Origin of the sequence: Chitinophaga caeni (assembly GCF_002557795.1) — a bacterium.
GTDB lineage: Bacteria > Bacteroidota > Bacteroidia > Chitinophagales > Chitinophagaceae > Chitinophaga > Chitinophaga caeni.
Map to the genome: position 1 here is coordinate 2,294,581 of NZ_CP023777.1, position 24,389 is coordinate 2,318,969.

Annotated in this window: 32 protein-coding genes; 27 read left to right on the forward strand and 5 right to left on the reverse strand. The window is 43.3% G+C overall.

Going from position 1 to position 24,389, the window contains the following annotated elements:
* Window positions 1-5: 5 nt before the first annotated feature.
* Window positions 6-503: a Rho GTPase-activating protein gene (locus COR50_RS09655; RefSeq protein WP_098193795.1), complete on the reverse strand. Its 498-nt coding sequence runs from the start codon at window positions 501-503 to the stop codon at window positions 6-8.
* 125 nt (window positions 504-628) lie between these two features.
* Between COR50_RS09655 and COR50_RS09660 the strand changes: the two genes are divergently transcribed.
* The 4 genes from COR50_RS09660 (at window position 629) to rpsG (ending at window position 3,273) form a co-directional block, all read left to right on the forward strand.
* Window positions 629-1,735, forward strand: coding sequence for a branched-chain amino acid aminotransferase (locus tag COR50_RS09660; protein WP_232516333.1), 1,107 nt, complete (start codon window positions 629-631; stop codon window positions 1,733-1,735).
* Between the two features lie 227 nt (window positions 1,736-1,962).
* Window positions 1,963-2,262, forward strand: coding sequence for a hypothetical protein (locus tag COR50_RS09665; protein ID WP_098193796.1), 300 nt, complete (start codon window positions 1,963-1,965; stop codon window positions 2,260-2,262).
* A 132-nt stretch (window positions 2,263-2,394) separates the two neighbouring features.
* Complete coding sequence (gene rpsL, locus COR50_RS09670; RefSeq protein WP_012789278.1) at window positions 2,395-2,775, forward strand: 30S ribosomal protein S12; 381 nt, start codon at window positions 2,395-2,397, stop codon at window positions 2,773-2,775.
* Window positions 2,776-2,805: 30 nt separating this feature from the next.
* Window positions 2,806-3,273 carry a 30S ribosomal protein S7 gene (gene rpsG / locus COR50_RS09675; protein WP_098193797.1) on the forward strand — a complete coding sequence of 156 codons (468 nt, stop codon included), beginning with the start codon at window positions 2,806-2,808 and terminating at the stop codon, window positions 3,271-3,273.
* Window positions 3,274-4,033: 760 nt separating this feature from the next.
* Here the strand turns inward: rpsG and COR50_RS09685 are convergent.
* From COR50_RS09685 to COR50_RS09700, 4 genes are read right to left on the reverse strand one after another with little or no spacing between them, the layout of a single operon-like run.
* On the reverse strand, window positions 4,034-7,114 hold the full coding sequence (locus tag COR50_RS09685; protein WP_098193799.1) for a collagen-like domain-containing protein: 3,081 nt from the start codon (window positions 7,112-7,114) through the stop codon (window positions 4,034-4,036).
* Window positions 7,111-7,554, reverse strand: a complete 444-nt coding sequence (locus COR50_RS09690) for a hypothetical protein (RefSeq protein WP_157760723.1) — start codon at window positions 7,552-7,554, stop codon at window positions 7,111-7,113. Before COR50_RS09690 ends, COR50_RS09685 begins: the two co-directional genes overlap by 4 nt.
* Window positions 7,555-7,608: 54 nt before the next feature.
* Entirely contained in the window at window positions 7,609-8,775 is a 1,167-nt protein-coding gene (gene porV, locus COR50_RS09695; RefSeq protein WP_157760725.1) for a type IX secretion system outer membrane channel protein PorV, read from the reverse strand.
* A 39-nt stretch (window positions 8,776-8,814) separates the two neighbouring features.
* Window positions 8,815-9,330 carry a T9SS type A sorting domain-containing protein gene (locus COR50_RS09700; RefSeq protein WP_098193802.1) on the reverse strand — a complete coding sequence of 172 codons (516 nt, stop codon included), beginning with the start codon at window positions 9,328-9,330 and terminating at the stop codon, window positions 8,815-8,817.
* Window positions 9,331-9,862: 532 nt separating this feature from the next.
* Between COR50_RS09700 and fusA the strand changes: the two genes are divergently transcribed.
* From fusA to rplO, 23 genes are all read left to right on the forward strand, one after another.
* Window positions 9,863-12,010: an elongation factor G gene (gene fusA / locus COR50_RS09705; RefSeq protein ID WP_198405818.1), complete on the forward strand. Its 2,148-nt coding sequence runs from the start codon at window positions 9,863-9,865 to the stop codon at window positions 12,008-12,010.
* Between the two features lie 316 nt (window positions 12,011-12,326).
* On the forward strand, window positions 12,327-12,953 hold the full coding sequence (locus COR50_RS09710; protein ID WP_098193804.1) for an outer membrane beta-barrel protein: 627 nt from the start codon (window positions 12,327-12,329) through the stop codon (window positions 12,951-12,953).
* 629 nt (window positions 12,954-13,582) lie between these two features.
* Window positions 13,583-13,888: a 30S ribosomal protein S10 gene (gene rpsJ / locus COR50_RS09720; protein ID WP_012789286.1), complete on the forward strand. Its 306-nt coding sequence runs from the start codon at window positions 13,583-13,585 to the stop codon at window positions 13,886-13,888.
* A gap of 157 nt (window positions 13,889-14,045) precedes the next feature.
* The gene (rplC, locus tag COR50_RS09725; RefSeq protein WP_098193806.1) at window positions 14,046-14,663 is read left to right on the forward strand and encodes a 50S ribosomal protein L3; all 618 of its coding nucleotides are present in this window, start codon (window positions 14,046-14,048) and stop codon (window positions 14,661-14,663) included.
* A 2-nt stretch (window positions 14,664-14,665) separates the two neighbouring features.
* The gene (gene rplD, locus COR50_RS09730) at window positions 14,666-15,313 is read left to right on the forward strand and encodes a 50S ribosomal protein L4 (protein WP_098193807.1); all 648 of its coding nucleotides are present in this window, start codon (window positions 14,666-14,668) and stop codon (window positions 15,311-15,313) included.
* 80 nt (window positions 15,314-15,393) lie between these two features.
* On the forward strand, window positions 15,394-15,693 hold the full coding sequence (gene rplW / locus COR50_RS09735; protein ID WP_098193808.1) for a 50S ribosomal protein L23: 300 nt from the start codon (window positions 15,394-15,396) through the stop codon (window positions 15,691-15,693).
* Between the two features lie 87 nt (window positions 15,694-15,780).
* Window positions 15,781-16,614: a 50S ribosomal protein L2 gene (rplB, locus tag COR50_RS09740; RefSeq protein ID WP_098193809.1), complete on the forward strand. Its 834-nt coding sequence runs from the start codon at window positions 15,781-15,783 to the stop codon at window positions 16,612-16,614.
* Window positions 16,615-16,682: 68 nt separating this feature from the next.
* Window positions 16,683-16,949: a 30S ribosomal protein S19 gene (rpsS, locus tag COR50_RS09745; RefSeq protein ID WP_098193810.1), complete on the forward strand. Its 267-nt coding sequence runs from the start codon at window positions 16,683-16,685 to the stop codon at window positions 16,947-16,949.
* Between the two features lie 98 nt (window positions 16,950-17,047).
* The gene (rplV, locus tag COR50_RS09750; protein ID WP_098193811.1) at window positions 17,048-17,398 is read left to right on the forward strand and encodes a 50S ribosomal protein L22; all 351 of its coding nucleotides are present in this window, start codon (window positions 17,048-17,050) and stop codon (window positions 17,396-17,398) included.
* Between the two features lie 66 nt (window positions 17,399-17,464).
* On the forward strand, window positions 17,465-18,244 hold the full coding sequence (gene rpsC / locus COR50_RS09755; RefSeq protein ID WP_098193812.1) for a 30S ribosomal protein S3: 780 nt from the start codon (window positions 17,465-17,467) through the stop codon (window positions 18,242-18,244).
* Window positions 18,245-18,337: 93 nt separating this feature from the next.
* Window positions 18,338-18,757, forward strand: a complete 420-nt coding sequence (gene rplP / locus COR50_RS09760; RefSeq protein WP_098193813.1) for a 50S ribosomal protein L16 — start codon at window positions 18,338-18,340, stop codon at window positions 18,755-18,757.
* Between the two features lie 61 nt (window positions 18,758-18,818).
* The gene (rpmC, locus tag COR50_RS09765; protein WP_098193814.1) at window positions 18,819-19,019 is read left to right on the forward strand and encodes a 50S ribosomal protein L29; all 201 of its coding nucleotides are present in this window, start codon (window positions 18,819-18,821) and stop codon (window positions 19,017-19,019) included.
* 97 nt (window positions 19,020-19,116) lie between these two features.
* Window positions 19,117-19,374 (forward strand): 30S ribosomal protein S17, encoded by a 258-nt coding sequence (rpsQ, locus tag COR50_RS09770; protein WP_098193815.1) that lies wholly within the window; start codon window positions 19,117-19,119, stop codon window positions 19,372-19,374.
* Between the two features lie 70 nt (window positions 19,375-19,444).
* A complete protein-coding gene (gene rplN / locus COR50_RS09775; protein WP_098193816.1) occupies window positions 19,445-19,813 on the forward strand; it encodes a 50S ribosomal protein L14 in 369 nt (122 codons plus the stop codon).
* A 153-nt stretch (window positions 19,814-19,966) separates the two neighbouring features.
* On the forward strand, window positions 19,967-20,305 hold the full coding sequence (gene rplX, locus COR50_RS09780; RefSeq protein WP_098193817.1) for a 50S ribosomal protein L24: 339 nt from the start codon (window positions 19,967-19,969) through the stop codon (window positions 20,303-20,305).
* Window positions 20,305-20,883, forward strand: a complete 579-nt coding sequence (gene rplE / locus COR50_RS09785; RefSeq protein WP_098193818.1) for a 50S ribosomal protein L5 — start codon at window positions 20,305-20,307, stop codon at window positions 20,881-20,883. Before rplX ends, rplE begins: the two co-directional genes overlap by 1 nt.
* A 94-nt stretch (window positions 20,884-20,977) precedes the next feature.
* Window positions 20,978-21,247: a 30S ribosomal protein S14 gene (gene rpsN / locus COR50_RS09790; protein WP_098193819.1), complete on the forward strand. Its 270-nt coding sequence runs from the start codon at window positions 20,978-20,980 to the stop codon at window positions 21,245-21,247.
* A gap of 124 nt (window positions 21,248-21,371) precedes the next feature.
* The gene (rpsH, locus tag COR50_RS09795) at window positions 21,372-21,770 is read left to right on the forward strand and encodes a 30S ribosomal protein S8 (protein WP_098193820.1); all 399 of its coding nucleotides are present in this window, start codon (window positions 21,372-21,374) and stop codon (window positions 21,768-21,770) included.
* 115 nt (window positions 21,771-21,885) lie between these two features.
* The gene (rplF, locus tag COR50_RS09800; protein ID WP_098193821.1) at window positions 21,886-22,440 is read left to right on the forward strand and encodes a 50S ribosomal protein L6; all 555 of its coding nucleotides are present in this window, start codon (window positions 21,886-21,888) and stop codon (window positions 22,438-22,440) included.
* 150 nt (window positions 22,441-22,590) lie between these two features.
* Complete coding sequence (gene rplR / locus COR50_RS09805) at window positions 22,591-22,947, forward strand: 50S ribosomal protein L18 (RefSeq protein WP_098193822.1); 357 nt, start codon at window positions 22,591-22,593, stop codon at window positions 22,945-22,947.
* Window positions 22,948-23,009: 62 nt separating this feature from the next.
* Window positions 23,010-23,528, forward strand: coding sequence for a 30S ribosomal protein S5 (gene rpsE / locus COR50_RS09810; RefSeq protein ID WP_098193823.1), 519 nt, complete (start codon window positions 23,010-23,012; stop codon window positions 23,526-23,528).
* A 54-nt stretch (window positions 23,529-23,582) separates the two neighbouring features.
* Window positions 23,583-23,768 carry a 50S ribosomal protein L30 gene (rpmD, locus tag COR50_RS09815; RefSeq protein WP_098193824.1) on the forward strand — a complete coding sequence of 62 codons (186 nt, stop codon included), beginning with the start codon at window positions 23,583-23,585 and terminating at the stop codon, window positions 23,766-23,768.
* Between the two features lie 120 nt (window positions 23,769-23,888).
* On the forward strand, window positions 23,889-24,335 hold the full coding sequence (gene rplO / locus COR50_RS09820; protein WP_098193825.1) for a 50S ribosomal protein L15: 447 nt from the start codon (window positions 23,889-23,891) through the stop codon (window positions 24,333-24,335).
* Window positions 24,336-24,389 lie beyond the last annotated feature (54 nt).

Consider the following 24,389-nt stretch of genomic DNA (forward strand, 5'->3'; position numbering starts at 1 on the left):
TAAAATTAAATATTAAAAAGTTGTTTCAGAGCTTGCCATAATTTACCTTTCAAAACCTTATTTTCATTGATTACGGTAAGGGGCTCCGACGAAACGAATTGAACACCATCGATGAACTGTACCTGGTAATTAGGTATATCGCTAATATTCAATTTGTTAGGTTCTAAACCAAAGCCGATGGCCTTTTGAAATGGCAGCACCTGTTGTAATTCCCGCAGGTTTGTAGCAGGGAAATGCTTTAAATTGACCAGGGCAACATCCTGCATACCGAGTTGACAAGCATTCAAAATATTGGTGAGCAAATTGAATAATTCATCGTTTAAATACGCTTCATTTTCATTTTGTACGAGCAAGGCGATATTTTTTTGATTTTCACCTAAAAATTTGAGTTTCGGCAGCTCTTTTTGAACCGTTTTGGCCGGGTTTTTAATCCCGGGAATGATAGGCTGGTCGTAGATCTTAGCCAATAAATAAGGATCAAATTGTATCTTGTCTAAGCCCATACAGTTTATATTTGTTAGTGTTAGGGTGATTCCAGGGTAAGAAAAATACGTTTATTTGCAAATCGTTCCCTGAACGAGTCTTCTCGTAAGCGAGTGTAAAATTATTGAGATAAAACCGATAAACCATGATGGTAGAAGATTATTCCACGACAAAATCAGCACTGATGGAAGAAAGCAAAAAGAAGATCAAGGTAACGAAAATCAAGGAGTCCAGGATTGGAGCTGTTGATTTCAATAACCTAGCTTTTGGTAAAATGTATGCCGACCATATGCTGGTGGCTGATTTTGACGGTAAGGAATGGGTGAACGCGGAGATCCTTCCATATGGAAATATCAGCGTCAGCCCATCAAATGCAGCTTGGCATTACGGCCAGGCCATCTTTGAAGGCATCAAAGCCTATAAGGACCAGGAAGGTAACCCGATGATCTTCCGCCCGGTTGACAACTTTAAAAGGTTCAACGTTTCCGCGGAACGTATGGGTATGGTTAGCGTTCCTGAATGGTTATTCATGGGCGGTTTGGCCCAGTTGATCGATATGGATCGCGACTGGATCCCGACAGGTGAGGGTTGCTCCCTGTACCTGAGGCCCTTCATGATCGCATCCGATGAGTATATCGGTGTGCGTCCGTCGGAGCATTATAAATTCATGATCATCAATTCGCCGGCAGGTCCTTACTTCAATAAGCCGATCAAATTGTTGGTGCAAGACAAATATGTTAGGGCATTCCCGGGTGGTGTTGGCTATGCGAAAGCAGCCGGTAACTACGGGGGCACGATGTACCCGACAGAATTGGCCAAGAAAGCCGGTTACGATCAAGTACTCTGGGTTGATGGGTTTGAATATAAGAGCTTGCAGGAATGCGGCACCATGAACTTATTTGTAATCATCGGCAACAAGGCTATTACGCCGGATCTTAGTCAAGGTACAATCTTGGCAGGGGTAACCCGTGCCAGCGTGATGGAACTACTCAAAGATATGGGCTTAACTGTAGAAGAGCGCCCAATTTCTATCGATGAAGTGATCGCGGCCTATAAAGATGGTACATTGCGCGAGGTATTCGGAACCGGTACCGCCGCAAGTGTAGCATATGTTGAACAATTGGATTATAAAGATGTTAGCATCAAATTGGATACAACTAAATACGCGGTTGGTAGTGAAATCATCAAGCAGATGGATGCTATCCGTACCGGGAAAGTAGCTGACACGCGGGGTTGGAATTTCCGTGTATAATTAACAGCAGTGCAATCACTAAATTAGTTATGTGATTCTATATAAATAAACGGGACCCACCTTGCAAGAGTTGGGTCCCCTTTTTAACGGGGGAGTAGGAGATGTAGCGTTTTGTCATATATATAAAACCAACCAAGACAATAAAATAGCAGCAAATTTGCCTTTCGGGGCAATTTAAATACACCAAAATTCAACAATATTACAAATAATATTACCCCTTAAGAGTTATGACAATTGCAGAATTTAATGCATCTTTGCAGCTCGCACAACCGCCAGCCGACTTATCGCCGGCCTTGCAAGCATTATGGTGGGATGCGAAAGATGAATGGAACCGGGCGCATGATATAGCGCAAGACATTCGTAGTACAGCCGGGGCATGGATACATGCCTATTTGCACCGGAAAGAAGGAGACGAGGGCAATGCTGAGTATTGGTATGCAAGGGCAGGTAAATTAATGCCTCCCAATACGTTAGATGAAGAATGGCAGCAGATCACTGCTGAGCTTCTTGGTTGTGCGGTCAAATAAATTTCCGGTTTGTTAAAAAAACTTGCAAACAATTTTGTAAATCTAATAGTTAGTTATACCTTTGCCCTCCCAAATTCCCATTCAGGGTATTTGGTTGTCATTGTAAACCGACAGCAAAAAACATAGGTAAGAATGCCTACAATACAACAATTAGTAAGAAAAGGAAGAGAAATTATCCGGGCTAAGTCAAAATCCAGAGCATTGGATAGTTGCCCGCAGCGCCGTGGCGTATGTACCCGTGTGTACACTACCACGCCTAAGAAGCCAAACTCCGCTTTGCGTAAAGTAGCGAAAGTTCGTTTGACTAATAAAGTAGAGGTGATCGCATATATTCCGGGTGAAGGTCACAACCTTCAAGAGCACTCTATCGTGTTGATTCGCGGTGGTAGGGTTAAAGACTTACCGGGTGTACGTTACCATATCGTACGTGGATCTTTGGATACTGCGGGTGTGAAAGATAGGAAGCAAAGCCGTTCTAAGTATGGTACTAAGAAAGAAAAGGCTAAGAAATAATTGTTAAAATAGTTGAAATTTTTCAAATAAATGAGAAAGCAAGCTGCGAAAAAATTACCCTTGGCTCCAGATCCAAAATTTGGTGACAAAGTGGTAACCCGTTTTGTGAATAACATCATGGAGCAAGGTAAAAAAAGCGTTGCCTATAAAATATTCTACGACGCGATCGATAGAGTTAGCGAAATCACTAGCGAAAACGGTTACGAAGTATGGAAAAAAGCATTAGCTAACGTAACTCCTGCCGTTGAAGTTAGAAGCCGCCGTATCGGTGGTGCTACCTTCCAAATCCCTTCAGAAGTTCGTGCCGATAGGAAAGTTTCCTTGAGTATGAAATGGTTGATCCGTTACGCTTCTGAAAGAAACGGTAAGAGCATGGCCGAAAAATTAGCCAACGAAATCGTTGCTGCTAGTAAAGGTGAAGGTGCCGCTTTCAAAAAGAAAGAAGATACCCACCGTATGGCTGAAGCTAACAAGGCATTCTCCCACTTTAAAGTTTAATAGCCATACCAGCGGGCAATCGTTCCGTTGTTTAGATGGTTTGCAAAATATTATAGCAAATACTATAGTTTTCTAACTATTGGTATTTGCTATATTTTTTTTGATTAATATCTTCCCTCCATCTTGCTGCATCCTGTAATGGTCGAGCATTGAAACCACGAGCGCTCGAAACTCGGTTTTTCGAGTTTGGAACTACAATTGTTCGAAACCTGCTTTTCTTGTTTTGACCTTCGAATTTTATCTTGAAATAACCTTAAGCCCTTCTTGATTCGAGTCCCCAAGCTTGGACTCCCGTTGGGAACAAGATTCTGCTGATAGAACATCGTGTTCGGCAACATTAGAAATTCAACAAATGGCCGTGAATGTGCGAGGAGTTAGTGCCGCTTCGTTTCCAATACAATTTTAAGTGTCCTTAATTGTGCGTGGGTCCGAGCTTGGAAGCTCGCACCAGCAAGGGCTTGGGATCTTGGGGCAAAGCATTAAAAAGCGCACCGGGGTTTCGAACACGAAAAATCAGGTTTCGGGTGTCAATGGCTTGGAAGCTCGCACCAGCAAGGGCTTGGGATCTTGGGGCAAAGCATTAAAAAGCGCACCGGGGTTTCGAACACGAAAAATCAGGTTTCGGGTGTCAATGGCTTGGAAGCTCGAACCAGCAAGGGCAACAGTGAGTATTACGTTGTGCAATAAAATGAAAAGGGCTATCCTGTAAAGGGATAGCCCTATCAGAATTAATAATCAATCATTTAGAGGTATAAATATGCTATTTGATACTTACTAATACCTTGATTTTGCCAGTTTTACCATCAAACTCCTGTAGCGCTTTACCGATTACCTGTCCTGGTTTTACCTTGTTGATATCCGCTTTCATGGCATAACCCGGTTTGCTCGAAGAAACGAGTAGGTCACCGCGTTTAATAACCCCTCCTTCATCACAAACCTTCGTCGGAATAACCCCGATGACACCCATCGGAACTTGTTTTTCTATCGTTTGATCTTCAATATCCTTTTCTGTCAATAATACCCCGGGTTTCGTGGCATATACTCCTGCAACCAGCGTAGAATAGGCTTCTTGACTCTTTTCCACGGTGCGATCGACATCAACGGAAATGACGAGGACATCGCCAGGCTCATAAGCATCTTTAGATCCTTGAACATCAAATGATTCCGCTACGTCCGCCCCGGAATTTTGCGTACCGCCGTTGAAAAATCCGCGGCCAGCCTTATTAATACGGGCAACATTGGCTCCGGAAGATTGGAATACCGCGAGGTTTCCGGAAGCTCCCGTATGATTTGCCAAGATGGTAGTGCCTGTTCCGGCTGTTGTAATGTGAACAACAGGTTGCGAGTTTGATGAATTAAAATTAGCAAACCTAGCTGCTCTACCGGTACCAAAATTCGGAACCCAACCGTAGATGGCGTTACCGGAACCGTCAACGGACGCTTGAACTCCATCCCCGCTACCACCTGCATTCGCCGTAATACCATTACCGTTGCCTTCTGTCAAAGCTAATAGAGCAGGTCCGTTCCCCGCAGGGTTAGATGAATAAAATAATCCGCCATATCCACCTGTACCGGAAGATAAACCGTAAACACCCGCTGTACCAAAATTGGCAAATATGGAATTTACTTCCCCCTTAATTGCGGGGCTTGTACCCGTTGCTTTATCTACTTTGAAATTCCCTGCCGTCCCGTTACCTACGGTCGTTACGGTAATTACATCGTTGTCATTATCCGTATTGAAAATATCAAACCTTCCTGCCCTACCTAAACTAAAGGAGGGAACCCATGCATATAATGCATTACCGCTACCATCCACGTTTGTTTCTACGCCATTGCCGTCTTTACCTGCATTTGCTGTAATAGCATTGCCATTACCATCCGTAAGAGCTACTAATGCAGGACCGGTCCCGCCGGTATTAGCGGCATGAAATAAACCTGCAAAGCCTCCCGTTCCGCTAGAAATTCCGAAAATACCTGCTGCTCCGAAGTTTCCGAAGATCGTATTCACTTCCCCTCTTACTGCGGCGCCGACGCTATTGGTATTATCTACTTTAAATGAGGCAGCGTTACCCAAGGTGTTGTCTGGAATGTTACCATTTCCATTTGTAACAACTTCCAAGGTATTAGCATCGATATTAGTGGAATTAAAGTTTTCAAATCTGCCTGCACGGCCTGTACTGCCGTTTACTCCTACTTGCCCGTAAACGCCAACCCCGGTATTATTGGTGCTTGAAGCGATAAAACCCCTGACACCGTATCCTCCCCCGTCATTTCTACCAACCACGGCACCGGCTATATCGCTGGTAGTTCTACCAACGATAGCTTCCCCGCCGCCATTGTTGTCTCCAACTATTCCTGCGGATGTTTGTTGACTAGTTATACCATGCACAGAAAAGCCGTTTCCCGTATTCGAGACGATACCAGCCCCGTTTCCCGTAGTATTCACCGTTAAACCGGTACCATTCCCTACGGTTGAGATAGCCGCCACGTTATTATTGTTCGCATTGTTGTATATCGCCATAGAAGCTGCAGAGCCATTATTAGAAGTGGCTATTAAACCTATACCGCTATTACTGTTCGCATAAACGCCTGTTCCCGCGCCGGAAGAATTTCCGTAAACTCCCAAACCGGTAGGTGTGACACCATATACACCCCAGCCGCTTCCATCTTGTGAACCCCAAACGCCAATACCTAAACCGCCTGTTCCAGCGTTAACGCCTCTAACCGCCGCGCTAAATCCACCCGGCGCTGTTTGGAGAATATCACCACGGATAGCGCTCACGTTGACCGTGGTGCTGTTGTTGGCTCCCCTGATTGCCGTTCCATCACCATCGTTTGTAAGGTCAAACATGGTATTGGCCAGGTTTAATGTCGCGGAATACGGCAAAACTAAGCCGGAAGAAATAGTAGTAGGTTTCCAATTAGTACCATCAAAGCCTAGTAATTGATTGGCTAAAGGAGGAGTTGCTTCTACGGGTGTACCATTTAATTTTACCACGGTAGGATTCGGGTAATTTCCTGATAAATCGCCCCCGGCGGCCCCAGTTAATTCCCCGGCAGGTCCTTGTGGACCCGCTGGTCCAACCGGTCCGATCGGTCCAATTGGTCCGGGATCACCTTGTATTCCTTGTGGGCCTGTTGCTCCTGCCGGACCTATAGGTCCCGGATCGCCTTGTACACCCTGTGGTCCGACAGGTCCCGGATCACCTTGTGGGCCTTGTGCTCCGGCTGGCCCAACTGGGCCGATTGGTCCCGGCGCTCCCATTGCCCCTGCTGGGCCTATGGGACCAGTTGCACCTGTAGGTCCGGGCACGCCTTGTACTCCTTGCGGACCGGCAGGGCCTGTAGCTCCCGGGTCTCCCTGGTCCCCTTTAGGACCTTGCGGCCCCGCAGGCCCGGGATCCCCTTGATCGCCCTTATCCCCTTTATCGCCTTTAACACCGTTAGCTGAATATAATGCGAACGGCACAGCTAATAAAGGCGAAGTTCCGAGCACGGCATAACTGCTGCTACCCACGGCTACTTCTACCTTCAGATATTGATTGGCATTATTCCATGGAACACTGTTGAAGGTTCCGGTTTGCGCTGCTCCTTTCCCGATCTGTAGATTAAATAACCCAAGGCTATTAGTTATTACATCGTGCATTTCCTGGTATTGAACCGGCCCAGCCGAAGAGCCTCCCAAAATGGAAATTCTTACCGATAACGCTTGATTAGAGAGCACGGTTCCATTTGCATTTCGTGCCACCGCCTGGTAGTTGATGCCCGAAAAGCTGTTTTGAGCTTTAGCTAAGCCCCAAGAGCTGGATAGAAATATAAGTAGGATTAAAATTCGTCTCATTTTGTTGATTTTTTAGTTTGGGGTTGAATGGTAGATTTGGTTGGAGTTGCTGCATTAGCTTTAGGTTCGCTCATTCCCCCCTGCATTTCCGGGGCTTTCGCTTTTTCTGCCGATTGATTAAGCTCTGCGGCTTTTTTCTTAGCTTGCTCGCCGTTCATCGCGGAAGGTAGTTGCGTATTGGAACTTGCTTTGGATTGAGCAGCGGCTTTACGGGCAGGGGCAGGGCTCGAGGGCCTATAATTAGTGAAAATCTGTTCCCGGATAGGTCTGCTCGGATCGAATTTCATCTTTTCTTCCGGTTTTATATTCAACTTGCGGATATCTTCATCGAAAGAATTGAATAGTAAATATTTAGTAGATGCTTTGCCCTTGGATTGGCCTTTTGCATAGACCGACATCAAGCAAACAATAGCTAATGACATGAGTAGTTTCATTTTCATATTCCAGTTTATTTGGGTGTAGAGAATGTTTGTTTTATAAGTTGATAGTAGACATTAATCTGCATACATATTGACTAACAATCCTAGCTTAAAAGTTCGGGTTTGGTACATGGTTCCGTCTGTAGGCATGATATAGGCCATATTAATCTCGAAGGGTTTCAACCGGAAGCCCGCTCCTAGGGAAGCATGTTGCCTGTGACCCTTCAATTCATTTTCATAAAAATATCCGGCCCTGATAAAAAGCTGCTCCCGGTAAGCATATTCCACACCGGTAGCGAAGGTCAACTCCTTGATCTCTTCTTTGAACCCGCCCGGAGCATCTCCAAACGAGCTAAATATAGATTCTACGACGCTCCTGTCCGGATCTTTTCCCTTGATGATCACATCCGTAGGAAATCCTTGATCATCAAGCTCGTATTGCGGTGGGGTAGGTATTAATAATTTATTGATATCCAGTGCGATAGTAAATGTGTGTTCAGTTGTATGGACGAAGGTATAACCCCCGCCGATCTTCAGATTCATCGGTAGGAATGTTTTCTTATTATCATCATCCGAATAACTTAATTTCGAACCGATGTTAGAAAAACTGATCCCCCAGCAATACCGGTTACCAAAATCTATATGATCTGCATAATTTTGGTAGTAAAACCCAACATCACCCGCCACGGCGCTGGCCGCTTTCTGCTGGATGCCGTTATAAGTACCTTCACCTAAATCACTGCGGATATAGCGTAACGATACTCCCAACGAATAATGATCACCTAATTTCCGCGCATAGGTCGCATCTATAGCGAATTCGCGCGGCTTGTAATTGGAAAGTTGCTGACCATTATCATCGCGGAAGGTGACCGTTCCGTGCGACATGTACCGCAACGAGGCCCCGATAGCTTCCTTGCCGTTAAAGCTTTTGAATCCGGATAAATAAGCCACGGCAGATTGCGTGTTATCATTATTCAGCTCATATAGCCATGGAGAATAGGATGCGCCGATGCCCCAATCGCCGGCGAAGGCTATTTTAGCGGAGTTGCCCAACAGGTCATTGACATTGGGGGCAATCCCCGTCATGGCACTTCCGACAGCGCTCGTTCTAGGGTCGGGGTTGATCATTAAGAAAGGAGCGCCAACCTGCAAAGAATTGGGAGCCGATTTTTGGGCGACCAGGGACAATGCCGGTAAGCATACCATGCCCAGGACACAAACTGATCTGTAGAAATATTTCATATTGGATGATTTAGATGCCGGGCAGACATCGGTATATGATTATTGGATGACGATTTTATCGGTGTAGACCTTACCATCGACCTTGAGAATAACGGTGTAAATACCACTGGCGAATTGATCTGCCGGCACTGGTATCAAGACTTTACCGGTTCCATATTGCCTGATGTCTTGAAAGATGATTTGTCCCGCGGCGTTCATAATAATCACGGTAGTAGTAGCTTCCCGCGCCAAATCGAACTGAATTTTCATGGTAGTCTTCACCGGGTTGGGAAATATCATGAAGTTGGTTACAATAGGGATACCGAGGGGAGGCCTTGGTATTATCTCCGGTTGATGAAAGCCTTGGCTAAGCATCCGGTTGCCCGAAGAAAGCGTTAAAATTGCGAAATCACCGATGGTATATTCATATAAAACACCGTTTGCGATGGCAGTGCCGCCAGTACTGGCTACAACTTCACGCACGAGTTGCAACTCGAATTGAGCCTTGGTCGGTTTCGATAGTAATAACAGGTTGAGCAGCAAACAAATACAGGAGGGTAGAAGTTTGGACTTCATGCTTGGATAGATTTAAATAAAAATGAAACAGATTAGATTATTTAACAGCTTATATGCCCTTTGGTGCCGGGCGGATAAAATATAGATTACCGTGCCAGGGCAAGAATATCAGCATTATTAGCTATTAATATTTATACAGTTACAATTAAATAGTAAAAATAAGGTTGACACATTCTGATTATAGGGTTTAATTAGAATAGGTCATATTCGATTATCAGATTCTACTTACCATTAATAGGTATAAAATTAATAATTATAAACCCATTACATATAATCTACCGGCTTAAAAATGATAACTGGCTGCAAACACCTGAAAACTGGAAGAAAATAACCGGTTCCATGACAAATATGTTGTAAGTAATAGCTAATTTTGCGCCTTCACTACAAACAAGGGTAGTTTAGGATAAGGTTATCGATATTTCGCAGCATTACCAATGATTTAACAATTAAACAAATTACTTGGTTTTATTTGTAAATAAAAAAATCTTACCTTTGCCCCCCAAATTGCATTATTTTTAGTCATTTTATAATTATGGCAGACTTACGATTTCAAAGAAATATTGGTATTGCGGCGCATATCGATGCCGGTAAAACCACTACCACAGAGCGTATCCTGTATTATACAGGTAAAACCCACAAGATAGGTGAGGTTCACGAAGGTGCAGCTACCATGGACTGGATGGCGCAAGAACAAGAGAGAGGTATTACCATCACATCGGCTGCAACTACTTGTTTCTGGAACTTCCCTACCGATCAAGGACAAGTTACGCCTGATACTAAAAGTTTTAAATTTAACATCATTGACACGCCAGGTCACGTGGACTTTACCGTAGAGGTAGAGCGTTCCCTTCGTGTATTGGACGGTTTGGTGGCTTTGTTCTGTGCCGTATCCGGTGTAGAACCACAGTCTGAAACCGTTTGGCGTCAAGCAAACCGTTACCGTGTACCACGTATCGGTTTCGTAAACAAGATGGACCGCTCCGGTGCCGACTTCTTGAACGTTGTAAAACAAGTTAAAGAAATGTTGGGCGCAAATCCTGTTCCTTTAGTATTACCTATCGGGGCAGAAGATTCTTTCAAGGGCGTGGTTGACTTGATTACCATGAAAGGTATTATCTGGGATGAAGCTGGTAAAGGTGCTACCTACCAGGAAATCGAAATCCCCGAGGATATGAAAGCAGAAGCTGAAGAGTGGAGAGGTAAATTGGTGGAAGCCGTTGCTGAATACGATGACACTTTGATGGAGAAATTCTTCGAAGATCCTAACTCGATCTCTGAAAATGAAATCCACGAAGCGATCCGTAAAGCAACGATCGACATCGCTATCATCCCGATGCTTTGCGGTTCTTCTTTCAAAAACAAAGGTGTTCAGAAAATGTTGGACTCCGTTTGCCGCTATCTTCCTTCTCCTTTGGATATCGAAGCGGTAAAAGGTACCAACCCGGACACCGGTGAAGAAATTGAACGTAAACCAGATGTAAAAGAACCATTCTCTGCACTGGCGTTCAAAATTATGACAGATCCATTCGTGGGTCGCTTGGCGTTCTTCCGCTCTTACTCCGGTAAGTTAGATGCAGGTTCTTACGTTTTGAATACCCGTACCGGTAAAAACGAACGTATCAGCCGTATCATGCAGATGCACGCGAACAAGCAAAACCCGATCGATTTCATCGAAGCCGGTGATATCGGTGCGGCTGTTGGTTTTAAAGACATTAAAACCGGTGATACCCTTTGCGATGAGAAAAATCCAATTGTTCTCGAAACAATGACTTTCCCAGAGCCGGTTATCCACATCGCTATCGAGCCTAAAACTCAAGCTGACGTAGATAAAATGGGTATGGCTATCGCTAAATTGGTAGAAGAAGATCCTACCTTGAAAGCGAAAACAGATGAAGAAACAGGTCAGACTATCTTGAGTGGTATGGGTGAATTGCACTTGGAAATCATCGTTGACCGTATGCGTCGTGAGTTCAAGGTGGAAGTAAACCAAGGTGCTCCTCAAGTAGCTTATAAAGAAGCCTTTACAGCTACCATTTCCCACCGCGAAACATTCAAGAAACAAACAGGTGGTAAAGGTAAATTCGCCGATATCCAAGTGGAAATTGGTCCTGCTGATGCTGAATGGTTAGCTGCTAACGATGGTAAACATTTCCAATTCGTAAATGATATCTTCGGTGGTTCTATCCCTAGGGAATTTATCCCGGCCGTTCAGAAAGGTTTCGAATTATCCATGTCACAAGGTGTATTGGCTAACTTCCCTGTAGATAACCTGAAAGTTCGCTTGTTCGACGGTAGCTTCCACGCTGTGGATTCTGACGCCGTTTCCTTCGAGCTTTGTGCGAAACAAGCTTTCCGCGAAGCCGGTCGTAAAGCGAAACCAATCTTGTTGGAGCCGATCATGAAAGTTGAAGTACAAACTCCTGACCAATACATGGGTGATGTTACCGGTGACTTGAACCGTCGTCGCGGTATGTTGGAAGGTATGGAAATGAGGAACAACGTTCAAGTGATCAAGGCGAAAGTTCCATTGAGTGAAATGTTTGGTTACGTAACTCAATTGCGTTCTATCTCCTCTGGCCGTGCAACTTCTATCATGGAGTTCTCTCACTACAATCCTGCTCCGAATAACATCGCTGAAGAAGTGGTGGCTAAGGTGAAAGGTAAAGTGAACCAAGACTAATTCTTCTTAAAAGTTTGATAGATTTAAGTATAGGTCCCGGTAGCAATACCGGGGCTTTTTTTATGCCCGCACCATTCCCGGTACTGGCACTTTAGCCCCTGTTCCCCTGCTAAATACCCCTTTCTGCTGCCGCTAAATATCAAAACAGATAAAATATTCTATATTTCGTCTTGAATTTAAACCTTTTGTAAACTAGTGTTGTTATTCCAATAACAAGTTTAGCCCTGTTTATCCCCGTAAAAGCATACCTAACCCGTTTGTAAATCGCTTATTATTTATAACCAATCAATTATAATTACACCAAAATTGATATTTTATGAGAAAAGTCCATCTTTTAATCCTAGCATTCATTTTATTGATGGGTACCACGGTGCAGGCACAAACACAGAAAGGCAATGTTATGGTGGGCGCCAACATGGCCAATATTTTGGGCACATTTAGCAGTGATGCGAACTCTTTCCAGTTTAATTTAACGCCGAAGGCGGGTTGGTTTATAAAGGATAACCTGGCTTTGGGAGCAGAAGTTAATTTAGGTATTAAAACAACGAAATATGATAATACGGATACGAAGGTAACGGATCTTACTTACGGGATCGGGGCATTCGGTCGCTATTATATAACCGACGAGAGCATCGAGTTCAGCAAGAGGGCCCGTTTTTTCCTGGAGGCAAGCGCCGGGTTTAACGGCACAAACTCCAAGACAAAGGTAGCTGACGGCTCCAGCAGCAGTATAAATAATAATGGCTTAGGTTTAGGTTTCGGTCCGGGTTTGGCGTTCTTTATAACGCCGAACGTGGCGCTGGAGGCCTTGTTGAAATATGACATTACAGTGGGCTTCGGTAGCTCCACAACGGTACACAAACTTGGCTTAAACCTGGGTTTCCAGATCTATTTGCCGGGTAAAAATGCCCGCCAGATAATCCGCGAGGAAACGGGTAAATAGGGTTAACAAATCGAGCATTAATGTTCGTGTTTTTCATAGGGTTAATTATAGAAGGCCGGGTATCTCCCCGGCCTTTGTATTTTGCTCTTTATTTAGAATGAATGAAATGAACAAACTTATTGATAATGAATGAACTGAATGGAGGTTTTATAAATGCATATAATTATTTTCGTATCGGTTTATAACCAAACTGGGATTGCCGAAAACCAGGGGAATAGAGTAGGCGTTAACCGAATATGAAAACCTGAGTAACCATGGATTTATTAAACCAATTGTTATCAGCAGTATTAAATCTTCTTCAATCTTTGTTGGGAGGTTTGTAAGCCCAAGAGCCGGGTTAATCGGCAGGGAAAACTCTGTAGAGGTCATACCATACCGGTATGGCTTCTTTTTTTGCGGGTACCCGACGTTTTGTAAATTATTCACAAGTATGTGGATAAATTGCAGTGAGAATCTGTAACTTAGCAAGTTTCCGAAACTTTTTCGGGGTTGAAAATAGCCATAGGACTAAATTTTTTTTAGTTTTTTGGTAAAATTTTTTCCCTAAATAATTTGCTGATAATAAAAAGTTACATACCTTTGCCGTCCCAAATCGAATGGGGTCAATACAAAGTAGAAGTTCATTGCATATGTCTCAGAGAATAAGAATCAAGCTGAAGTCCTACGATCATAACTTAGTAGATAAGTCTGCTGAGAAAATCGTAAAAACCGTGCGAAACACGGGTGCCGTGGTAACTGGTCCAATTCCTTTACCAACAGAAAAGAAAATTTTCACGGTATTGCGTTCTCCGCACGTAAATAAGAAAGCGCGTGAGCAGTTCCAACTTTGCACGCATAAGCGTTTGTTGGATATTTACACATCTTCCAGCAGAACAGTAGATGCTTTAAGTAAGCTCGACCTGCCTTCTGGTGTAGAAGTTGAAATTAAAGCGTAATGGACATTCAGCAGGTGGGCAAAAGGCCCGCCTGAAGTATTTTCTAACGTAAGTAAATTCGGTCACGCCTTCTGGGTGGCCACCAATAAAGTTTTTTAAACGCCCATCCTGTGGATAGCTAGAACACCCCCAGGCGCTGGGTATAATTTATATAACAATGAAAGGAATTATTGGTAAAAAGATTGGTATGACCAGTATCTTCGAAGCCAATGGTAAGCAGACAGCTTGTACCATTATCGAGGCTGGTCCTTGCGTGGTAACACAGGTGAAAACAGTTTCATCTGATGGTTATAACGCCGTTCAATTAGCTTTTGGTGAAAAGAAAGAAAAAAACACCTCAAAAGCAGCTTTACATCACTTCGCGAAAGCACAAACCTCCCCTAAACGTTACGTTGTAGAATTCCGTAACCCTGACGTAGAAAAAGCCCTTGGCGATACCGTTACAGTAGATATCTTCTCCGAAGGAGAGGCTATTGACGTTGTGGGTACTTCCAAAGGTAAGGGTTTCCAAGGTGTTGTTAAACGCCATGGATTTAGCGGTGTTGGTGAGTCTACTCACGGTCAACACGATAGAAGCCGCGCTCCAGGTTCTGTAGGTGGTTCTTCTTATCCTTCCCGCGTATTTAAAGGTATGCGTATGGCTGGCCAAACTGGTAACGAAAGAGTAAAAGTTAAAGGTCTTAAAGTCTTGAAGGTATTCCCTGAAAAGAATTATATCCTGGTAAGTGGTTCCGTTCCGGGCCACAATGGTTCAATCGTTTTAATCCAGAAGTAATTATGACACTCGATATTTTAAATATAGAAGGTAAGAAAACCGGTAGAACTGTTGAGTTGCCCGAAGAAGTATTCGGACTAGAACCCAACGATCACGTACTCTACCTGGCTGTGAAACAATACTTGGCCGCTCAACGTCAAGGTTCTCATAAAGTGAAAACTAGGGCGGAAGTAAAAGGTGCTTCCCGCAAATTGCACAAACAAAAAGGTACCGGTGGTTCCCGTAAAGGTAACATCCGTAACCCGTTGTATAAAGGTGGTGGTACCATTTTCGGTCCTAAACCGCGCAATTACGCGTTCAAGTTGAACAAGAAAGTGAAAGATTTAGCTAAAATCTCCGCACTTTCCGTAAAAGCTAAAGAAAACAGCATCTTGATCATCGAGGATGTAAACTTTGATGCTCCGAAAACCAAGCAATTCTTGAATATCTTGAATAGCTTGAACATCAACGCAAACAGCAAAAAGACTTTGTTCATCCTTCCGGAAGTGAACGATAACGTTTACTTGTCTTTGCGCAACATCCCGACTGTGAACAGTTCCGTATTGCAGGACATCAACACTTATGATCTCCTCAATAGCAACTACTTGGTATTCACTGAAAGCGCGGTGAAGTTCTTAACTGAAACCGAAGAAGCTCCAGCTGAAGCATAAGCAGATGCATCGTTTTTTGGCTTATTAAACATTAAAAAACACGGCCCGAAGCCCCGGCTGAAGGCGAAAAAAGATAAACAATGAATCTTTCAGATGTTTTAATCAAACCGGTTGTTACTGAGAAGGTGAACAAGGCTACCGAAAAATTTAATCGCTACTACTTCATCGTTGATAAAAAAGCGAACAAAGTAGAAATCAAGAACGCGGTTAAACAATTCTACGGTGTTGAACCCGTGTCTGTGAATACTTCGGTAATGCCCGGTAAAACTAAAACCCGCTTCACTAAAGCTGGTTTTATCTCCGGTAGAAAACCTTCTTTCAAGAAGGCTATCGTTACCCTCGCTGAAGGCGACTCTATAGATCTGTATGCTAACATATAGTGCCCAATTGCCCTAACAAGCAAGATGGTTGTATATACAGATCGACTGAAATAAAAACAAAGACTTAAATTTTTTGAATCGTAAAAAATGGCACTGAAGAAATTTAAACCGATGACCGCCGGTACCCGCTGGAAAATCGGTAACGCTTATGCAGAAGTGACAACCGACAAGCCGGAAAAATCCCTCTTGGAATCCAAGAAGAAAACCGGTGGTAGAAACACGCAAGGTAGAAGATCTATGCGCTACATCGGTGGTGGTCACAAACAACAATATCGTATCATCGATTTCAAACGTAACAAGCACAATGTGCCTGCTGTCGTGAAATCTATCGAGTACGATCCGAACCGTACCGCTTTTATCTCCCTGTTGAACTACGCGGATGGTGAGAAACGTTATATCATCGCTCCGCAAGGTTTACAAGTTGGTGCTACCGTTGTAAGCGGTGAAGCCGTTGCCCCGGAAGTAGGTAACGCGCTGCCGTTGAAAAACATGCCGCTCGGTACCGTGGTTCACAACATCGAATTGCAACCCGGTAAAGGTGGCGCCATGGCTCGTAGCGCTGGTACTTACGCCCAATTGAACGCGAAGGAAGAAAAATACGCTGTATTGAAAATGCCTTCCGGTGAATTGCGCAAAGTATTGTCTACTTGTATGGCTACCGTAGGTACTGTTTCTAACTCAGATCACGGTCTTCAATCTATCGGTAAAGCAGGTGCTAACCGTTGGAGAGGTATCCGCCCGAGAAACCGTGGTGTTGCGATGAACCCAGTAGATCACCCGATGGGTGGTGGTGAAGGTAGGTCTTCAGGTGGTCACCCGAGATCTAGAACGGGTAAATATGCGAAAGGTCTGAAAACCAGGAAAACGCATAAGAGCTCGAATCAACTGATCATCAGTAGAAAAAACGGTAAGAAATTATAATATTAAATATCCCGGTTTCCGTGCCGTAACAAGCACGGAAACTGATAAAGGAATTCAATTATAGAAATATGGGTCGTTCCATTAAAAAAGGTCCTTATGTTGACCAGAAATTAGAAACTAAAGTGTTGAAAATGAATGAAGGCACTAAAAGAACCGTGATTAAAACATGGAGCCGTCGTTCTACCATCACTCCTGATTTTGTAGGCCATACATTTGCTGTACACAATGGTAACAAGTTCATCCCTGTTTATGTAACAGAGTTTATGGTAGGTCATAAATTAGGTGAATTTGCGCCAACACGTAACTTCAAAGGACACGTAAACAAGAAAATGTAATCGTGTAAGCGGCCAGGTGGCGTTGCGATGAAACCGCGAGGAAGAATAGTAGCCCGGCGCTTATACAATAACTGTAAACTACTTAGAAATTAACAACAATGGAAGCAGTTGCTAAGCTTAATAATAATCCAACATCTACCCGCAAAATGCGTTTGCTGGCAGACTTAATCCGCGGTCTGGATGTTGAGAAGGCTTTGAATATTTTGAAATTCCACCCAAAACACCCGAGTGTTCCCTTGGAAAAACTTTTGTTGTCCGCAGTTGCTAACTGGAAACAAAAGAATGAAGGTGAAAGGGCGGAAGATGCTAACTTGTACGTGAAGACGATTTTCGTAGATGGTGGCCGTATCCTGAAAAGAATGCGTCCTGCTCCACAAGGTAGGGGTTACCGTATCCGCAAGAGAAGTAACCACGTAACTCTCATCGTGGATAGCCGTGTTGGTCAATAATCACGGGAGTAGCAAAAAGTTGACAAAATAAATTCAATTTAACTTTTAGACAAATAAACCAGACACATGGGTCAGAAAACAAATCCTATTGGTAACAGGTTAGGTATCATCAGAGGATGGGACTCTAATTGGTATGGTAGTAAAAAAGATTATGCTACCAAACTGATCGAAGATAACAAAATCAGGACTTACCTGAATGCTCGTATCAATAAAGGTGGCATTTCAAGGGTAGTGATTGAGAGAACTTTAGGAAAACTGATCATCACTATTCATACTTCTAAACCTGGTATCATTATAGGTAAAGGTGGTAACGAGGTTGATCGCATCAAGGAAGAGTTGAAGAAATTGACTGGTAAGGAAGATGTGCAAATCAACATCCTCGAAATCCGCCGCCCTGAAATCGATGCGAATATCGTGGCTGAAACCATCGCCAAACAAATTGAAAGCCGTATCAACTACAAACGTGCTATCAAGATGGCTATCGCTACCGCGTTGAGAATGGGTGCCGAAGGTATCAAGGTGAAAGTTGGTGGCCGTTTAGGTGGTGCTGAAATTGCCCGTTCCGAAGAAATGAAACAAGGCCGCGTACCTTTGCATACTTTCCGTATGGATATCGATTACGCTTCTTTGTTCGCTTTGACGGTTTACGGTAAAATCGGTATCAAAGTTTGGATCTGTAAAGGTGAAGTACTGGGTAAACGTGACCTGAATCCAAATGCAATTTCCGGTAAAGATGGCGAAACTAGAGGTGGTGGACATCATCATCAAGGTGGCCGTGGCGATAGAAGAGGTGGTGATAGGAGAGGTGGCGACAACCGCGGTGGTGGTCGTAACAAGCAATCTTAAGGCGCAGCCCGTCGAAAACCAATAGGAATTAACATTTTGATGCTGCTTTGAGCATCCAAAAGATTTTAAAAACAACTTTTAATAACATAAACGATGTTACAGCCAAAGAGAACGAAACACAGGAAGATGCATAAAGGCCGCATCAAGGGAGATGCAAAGAGAGGTGCTACCATTTCTTTTGGATCTTTCGGCCTGAAGGCATTAGAACCTAAGTGGATCACTGACCGGCAGATCGAAGCTGCTAGGGTTGCTCTGACTAGGGCTATGAAGCGTGAAGGTAATGTGTGGATCCGTATATTCCCTGATAAACCAATTACCGCTAAACCGTTAGAGGTAAGGATGGGTAAAGGTAAAGGTGCTCCAGACCATTGGGCTGCCGTAGTTAAACCGGGAAGAATCCTGTTCGAAGCTGACGGTGTACCTTTGCAAGTCGCTAAAGACGCAATGGAACTCGCTGCACAAAAATTGCCGATCAAAGTGAAATTTATTGTGCGCCGCGACTACGAAGCTTAATCCTTCATAATCCGCAGAGTTTCAATAAATCAAATCAAACACAGAACAAAATCAAATACAAATGGCAACAGCTAAATTGGATCTGAAAAGCTTGAGTGACGAAGAATTAAAGGAGAAAATCTCCGATGATCAGTTACGCCTGAAGAAAGTAATTTTCAGCCATGCAATCACCCCCATCGAAAATCCGATGAGCATCCGCGCGATGAGAAGGGATATTGCCCGCTTGAAAACTGAATTGCGTAGAAGAGAGTTAGGCTTCTAAATCCATTTGACCAGCGCTACGGCGGTGGATCACTTTAAAATTAAGTTTAATTCACCCCTCCATGATGATGGAGACCAGGTGGTAAAATACTTTCACAATGACCGAAAGAAAAATGAGAAAATCCAGGATTGGGGTTGTATCCAGCAACAAGATGGATAAAACTATTACCGTAAGCGTTTTGCGTAAGGTAAAGCACCCTATCTATGGTAAATTCGTTAAAAAAACTACCAAGTTCATGGCTCATGACGAGAAAAATGAGTGCAGCATCGGGGATACCGTGAAAATCATGGAAACTCGCCCCCTCAGCAAAAACAAATGCTGGAGATTGGTAGAAGTTATCGAAAAAGTAAAATAATTATTATTGTTTCAAGCTGTGTGCAATCCCTTGCTGCAGCCGCTGTTAAACAAAGAAAAATCGTATTACGATGATACAACAAGAATCAAGACTGAGCGTAGCCGATAACAGTGGTGCTAAAGAAGTACTCTGCATCCGCGTACTAGGTAACTCCGGTCAAGACTACGCCAAGGTTGGCGATAAAATTGTAGTTACTGTTAAAGACGCCATCCCAGCCGGTGGTGTTAAAAAAGGTACTGTTACCAAGGCAGTAATCGTTAGAACTAAAAACAAATTGCGTCGCAAAGACGGGTCTTATATCCGCTTCGATGATAACGCCGTTGTATTGCTGAATAATGCCGATGAGCCGCGCGGTACCCGTATTTTCGGTCCGGTTGCCCGTGAACTTAGGGATAAAGGCTATATGAAGATCGTTTCTCTTGCACCGGAAGTGTTGTAAGAATTCATCTGTACGGAAAGTCGGGAATTGCTTGGAAAAACGCAGTTTTCGACTTTCGAAATATTTGCGTATCTTTGCAGCCCGTTTCAAAAACGAAATAACAATTAATCAAGTGGAGACAAATTTCCGCTTGGCGTTTAAATAAACAAACTGATGAAAACTAGATTCAAGCCTAAGTTCAACATTAAAAAAGGCGATTTGGTAGTGGTAATTGCCGGTGATGACAAGGACAGGACGAAGCCTCGTAAAGTTCTTGAAATAATCACTGACAAATCCCGCGTCTTGGTGGAAGGTGTGAACATCGTAACAAAACACACCAAACCTACTGCTAGCAATACTAAAGGTGGTATCGTTAAAGAAGAAGCGCCGATCGCTATCTCCAACGTAATGTTGTGGGACGCTAAGGCTGGTAAAGCTACTAGGATTAGCAGAACGAGAGAAAATGGTAAATTAGTTCGTATCGCTAAAAAATCAGGGGAGGTAATTAAATAATGGCAAACACATCATATAATCCCAGGCTCCAGAAGAAGTACAAAGACGAAGTAGTTGCTGCTTTGATGAAGAAATTCAACTACAAAACTGTCATGCAAGTACCACGCCTCACCAAAATTTGCCTTAACCAAGGTATTAATGGTGCTGTTAGCGATAAGAAATTGGTAGATGTTGCTGTTGAAGAAATGAGCCGTATCGCCGGTCAAAAGGCGATCCCGACTTTATCTAAAAAGGATATCTCCAACTTCAAGTTGAGAAAACATATGCCTATTGGCGCGCGCGTAACTTTACGTGGTGTTAAAATGTACGAATTCTTAGATCGTTTGATCTCCGTATCATTACCACGTGTTCGTGACTTCAAAGGTATCAATGATAAAGCGTTCGATGGCCGCGGTAACTATACCATGGGTATCACCGAACAAATCATCTTCCCTGAAATTGATATCGATAAAGTGTCTAAAATGACCGGTATGGATATCACTTTCGTGACAACTGCAAACACTAACGCCGAAGCATTCGAATTGCTGAAGGAATTGGGTATGCCGTTCAAGGGTATCAAGAGAGGAGATAATAACTAATTTCATTACATATACCTCTTTACTCAAATTCCAAATTCCGGCTTTTCGGAGTTTGGGATTTGGAATTTAAAAACAGGAATTACTAAATTAAATTATGGCAAGAGAATCCGTAAAAGCCAGACAAAGAAAGAGAGAAGCCATGGTGGCCAAATTTGCTGAAAAACGCGCCGCTTTGAAAGCAGCCGGTGATTATGCAGCTTTGGACAAATTACCTAAAAACGCTTCTCCCGTTCGCCTGAAAAACAGGTGCCAGTTGACCGGTCGTCCTAAAGGATATATGCGTCAATTCGGTATCTGCCGTAACATGTTCCGCGACATGGCATTGGCAGGCAAAATCCCTGGCGTAACTAAAGCTAGCTGGTAATCAACAAGATATTATTATTAGCGCCTCCTTTACCCGGCTCGGTAAAGGTTAAGTATTTAACTTGATTTTCCTTTCTGTTCGATTGGATATCGCATTGTACACATTTTAATTAACAGCATTAACAATGGTTACTGATCCAATAGCTGACTTTTTAACAAGAATCCGGAACGCTCAAATGGCTACCCACAGGATCGTGGAAATTCCGGCCTCCAAATTGAAGAAACGTATTACAGAAATTTTGTATGACAAGGGTTATATCCTGAAATACAAATTCGAAGATGATAACAAACAAGGTGTTATCAAGATAGCTTTGAAATACGATCCTCAAACTAAGGTACCTGCTATCACTGATTTGCAACGTATCAGCCGTCCAGGCTTACGCCAATATTCTAAACCGGGCGAATTCAAACGCATTAAAAACGGTTTAGGCATCGCGATCATCTCTACTTCTAAAGGTGTTATGACCGATAAAGAAGCGAATGTTCAGAATGTTGGTGGCGAAGTAGTTTGCTACGTATACTAAGATATTTTCCCACCCCGGTGGGATTTGCGGCGTTTCCGACAATTAAGCTTTCTATACGGCGCTGAACACGGATCCGCTTGAAACAAGAATGAAAACATTATAAACTGTAATAGTTATGTCTCGTATAGGTAAGAATCCTATTAAATTAGCCAGCGGTATAACGGTTTCCGTTTCCCCTGCTAATGAGGTAACAGTAAAAGGCCCTAAAGGTGAGTTGAAAAGAACTATCGATAGGGATATCAAAGTTGAAGTGAAAGAAGGCGAGTTAGTTTTAACACGCCCTACCGAACAAATCCGTCACCGCGCTTTACACGGTTTGTACCGCGCGTTGTTGGCTAACATGGTAAAAGGTGTTTCCGAAGGCTTCTCCAAGCAATTGGAATTAGTGGGTGTAGGTTATAAAGCTACGCACCAAGGACAATTATTGGACCTGTCTTTAGGTTACTCTCACAATATCGTGGTTGAAATTCCTAAGGAATTGAAAGTGAACACCGTAACTGAAAAGGGTCAAAACCCTAAAATCCAGTTGGAAGGTATCGACAATCAATTGTTAGGTCAAGTAGCTGCTAAGATCCGTAGCTTGCGTAAACCCGAGCCATACAAAGGTAAAGGTGTTCGCTACAGCGATGAAGTTGTACGTAAGAAAGCAGGTAAATCTGCCGGTAAATAATTATATCCGTAGGTGCCTATCTTGGCGCCTGCGGTTAGTTGATTTTACCTGGCAATTGATCTTCAATACTATACCGCTAAGCCGAACAGGCGGCGGGATAGGATTTCAATTAAAACAACCCGGCAGCATCGGGGAACTAAATATAAAATAATGAGCACGACAAAGGCTATTAAAAGGCAAAATATCCGCTACCGTATTCGTAAGAAAGTGAGCGGAACCGCGCAGAAACCAAGATTGTCTGTATTCCGCAGTAATGCAGCTATTTATGCGCAATTGATTGATGATACTAACGGTACAACTTTAGCATCAGCTTCTTCCCGTGATAAAGATATCCAGGCTCAAACAGGTACCAAATCAGAGAAATCTAAATTGGTAGGTAGCGCCTTGGCTCAAAAAGCAACCGGTTTAGGTATCACTACCTGCGTATTCGATAGGGGTGGTTACTTGTACCATGGCCGTGTAAAAGCTTTGGCTGAAGGAGCCCGCGAAAGTGGTCTTCAATTCTAATCACGTAGGTTGAATAAACCTAAAAAAGAAGTAAATTTCAACTCGTAATTCTTATTAATAAAATGGCAAAGAATTCATTCAATAAAATCAAAGCTGGTGACCTGGAACTGAAAGAAAAGGTTGTAGCTATTAACAGGGTTACAAAAACCACCAAGGGTGGCCGTACTTTCAGCTTCTCAGCATTAGTTGTAGTGGGTAACGAAAACGGTGTGGTTGGACACGGTTTGGGTAAAGCCAAAGAAGTACAGGAAGCTATCACTAAAGGTATCGACGATGCTAAGAAGAACTTGATCAAAGTTCCTGTTATGCACGGTACAATTCCCCACGATCAATTCGCTAAAGAAGGTGCTGCTAAGGTTTTAGTTAAACCAGCTGCACACGGTACCGGTGTGATCGCCGGAGGTTCTATGCGCGCTGTTTTGGAAAGTGCTGGTATTACCGACGTGTTGGCAAAATCCCTGGGTTCTGCTAACCCTCATAACGTGGTAAAAGCTACTTTCAAAGCGTTAAGCTTGCTCCGTGAACCTATCCACGTTGCTAAAAGCAGAAACGTTTCTTTGAAGAAAGTATTTAACGGATAATTTAGTTGCCGCGAAACACTTTACGTCTCGTGTCTACTACAAACTGATTCACAAATGGCAAAGATTAAGATCACACAGGTTAAAAGTGGCATTGATCGCCCTCAAAAGCAAAAAGCTACTTTGAAGGCTCTAGGTATTAGCAAGCTGAATGGCTCCGTGGAGAAAGAAGCTTCCCCGCAAATCTTAGGTATGGTTCGCGCGGTTAATCACCTAGTAAAAGTTGAAGAAGTAAAGGGATAATCATAATATAACACTAAAATCCCACGTTCTTATATAGAACTTTTACTGTCAACTAATTACATTTACATCTATTTCAAAAGCGAGCGGTTAATTTCCGCGTAAGTAAAAAAAATTAACATCATGAATTTGCATTCTTTAAGACCCGCCAAAGGTTCTGTACATAAAGAAAAACGTTTAGGTCGTGGTGAAGCCTCCGGTAAAGGTGGTACCTCTACAAAAGGTAACAAAGGTGGCCAATCCCGCGCAGGTTATAAATCTAAATTAGGTCACGAAGGTGGACAGATGCCTATCCAACGCCGTTTACCTAAGCGTGGTTTCAAAAACAATAACCGCGTTGAATACAAAGTGTTTAACGTTGGCGATGTTGATCATATAGTGGAAACTTACGGCTTGTCCGAATTCTCTTATGACGCTTTGAGGACCATCTTAATGATCAAGAAAACTGAGAAAATCAAGATACTCGGCCAAGGTGAACTGAAAGCTAAGGTTAACTTTAAAGTGAACGCGATTAGTGAAAAGGCGAAACAAGTAGTAGAAGCCGCGGGCGGATCAGTGGAACTGGTATAAGACTTTACGACCGAGAAGGCGCCTACGGAGTAGTGCGTCTTTTCGTATTTTACA

Coding starts and splice junctions, on each gene's coding strand:
- rpmC (WP_098193814.1), top strand. CDS start 18,819: ATGGCAACAGCTAAATTGGATCTGAAAAGCTTGAGTGACGAAGAATTA.
- rplP (WP_098193813.1), top strand. CDS start 18,338: ATGTTACAGCCAAAGAGAACGAAACACAGGAAGATGCATAAAGGCCGC.
- COR50_RS09700 (WP_098193802.1), bottom strand. CDS start 9,330: ATGAAGTCCAAACTTCTACCCTCCTGTATTTGTTTGCTGCTCAACCTG.
- rpsL (WP_012789278.1), top strand. CDS start 2,395: ATGCCTACAATACAACAATTAGTAAGAAAAGGAAGAGAAATTATCCGG.
- rpsS (WP_098193810.1), top strand. CDS start 16,683: ATGGGTCGTTCCATTAAAAAAGGTCCTTATGTTGACCAGAAATTAGAA.
- rpsQ (WP_098193815.1), top strand. CDS start 19,117: ATGACCGAAAGAAAAATGAGAAAATCCAGGATTGGGGTTGTATCCAGC.
- rplC (WP_098193806.1), top strand. CDS start 14,046: ATGAAAGGAATTATTGGTAAAAAGATTGGTATGACCAGTATCTTCGAA.
- rpsN (WP_098193819.1), top strand. CDS start 20,978: ATGGCAAGAGAATCCGTAAAAGCCAGACAAAGAAAGAGAGAAGCCATG.
- rpsE (WP_098193823.1), top strand. CDS start 23,010: ATGGCAAAGAATTCATTCAATAAAATCAAAGCTGGTGACCTGGAACTG.
- rpsJ (WP_012789286.1), top strand. CDS start 13,583: ATGTCTCAGAGAATAAGAATCAAGCTGAAGTCCTACGATCATAACTTA.
- COR50_RS09660 (WP_232516333.1), top strand. CDS start 629: ATGATGGTAGAAGATTATTCCACGACAAAATCAGCACTGATGGAAGAA.
- rplO (WP_098193825.1), top strand. CDS start 23,889: ATGAATTTGCATTCTTTAAGACCCGCCAAAGGTTCTGTACATAAAGAA.
- rplW (WP_098193808.1), top strand. CDS start 15,394: ATGAATCTTTCAGATGTTTTAATCAAACCGGTTGTTACTGAGAAGGTG.
- COR50_RS09690 (WP_157760723.1), bottom strand. CDS start 7,554: ATGAAAATGAAACTACTCATGTCATTAGCTATTGTTTGCTTGATGTCG.
- rplD (WP_098193807.1), top strand. CDS start 14,666: ATGACACTCGATATTTTAAATATAGAAGGTAAGAAAACCGGTAGAACT.
- rplV (WP_098193811.1), top strand. CDS start 17,048: ATGGAAGCAGTTGCTAAGCTTAATAATAATCCAACATCTACCCGCAAA.
- COR50_RS09685 (WP_098193799.1), bottom strand. CDS start 7,114: ATGAGACGAATTTTAATCCTACTTATATTTCTATCCAGCTCTTGGGGC.
- COR50_RS09665 (WP_098193796.1), top strand. CDS start 1,963: ATGACAATTGCAGAATTTAATGCATCTTTGCAGCTCGCACAACCGCCA.
- rplN (WP_098193816.1), top strand. CDS start 19,445: ATGATACAACAAGAATCAAGACTGAGCGTAGCCGATAACAGTGGTGCT.
- COR50_RS09655 (WP_098193795.1), bottom strand. CDS start 503: ATGGGCTTAGACAAGATACAATTTGATCCTTATTTATTGGCTAAGATC.
- rplX (WP_098193817.1), top strand. CDS start 19,967: ATGAAAACTAGATTCAAGCCTAAGTTCAACATTAAAAAAGGCGATTTG.
- rplB (WP_098193809.1), top strand. CDS start 15,781: ATGGCACTGAAGAAATTTAAACCGATGACCGCCGGTACCCGCTGGAAA.
- rpsG (WP_098193797.1), top strand. CDS start 2,806: ATGAGAAAGCAAGCTGCGAAAAAATTACCCTTGGCTCCAGATCCAAAA.
- rplR (WP_098193822.1), top strand. CDS start 22,591: ATGAGCACGACAAAGGCTATTAAAAGGCAAAATATCCGCTACCGTATT.
- rplF (WP_098193821.1), top strand. CDS start 21,886: ATGTCTCGTATAGGTAAGAATCCTATTAAATTAGCCAGCGGTATAACG.
- rpsH (WP_098193820.1), top strand. CDS start 21,372: ATGGTTACTGATCCAATAGCTGACTTTTTAACAAGAATCCGGAACGCT.
- porV (WP_157760725.1), bottom strand. CDS start 8,775: ATGAAATATTTCTACAGATCAGTTTGTGTCCTGGGCATGGTATGCTTA.
- rpsC (WP_098193812.1), top strand. CDS start 17,465: ATGGGTCAGAAAACAAATCCTATTGGTAACAGGTTAGGTATCATCAGA.
- rplE (WP_098193818.1), top strand. CDS start 20,305: ATGGCAAACACATCATATAATCCCAGGCTCCAGAAGAAGTACAAAGAC.
- fusA (WP_198405818.1), top strand. CDS start 9,863: ATGGCAGACTTACGATTTCAAAGAAATATTGGTATTGCGGCGCATATC.
- rpmD (WP_098193824.1), top strand. CDS start 23,583: ATGGCAAAGATTAAGATCACACAGGTTAAAAGTGGCATTGATCGCCCT.
- COR50_RS09710 (WP_098193804.1), top strand. CDS start 12,327: ATGAGAAAAGTCCATCTTTTAATCCTAGCATTCATTTTATTGATGGGT.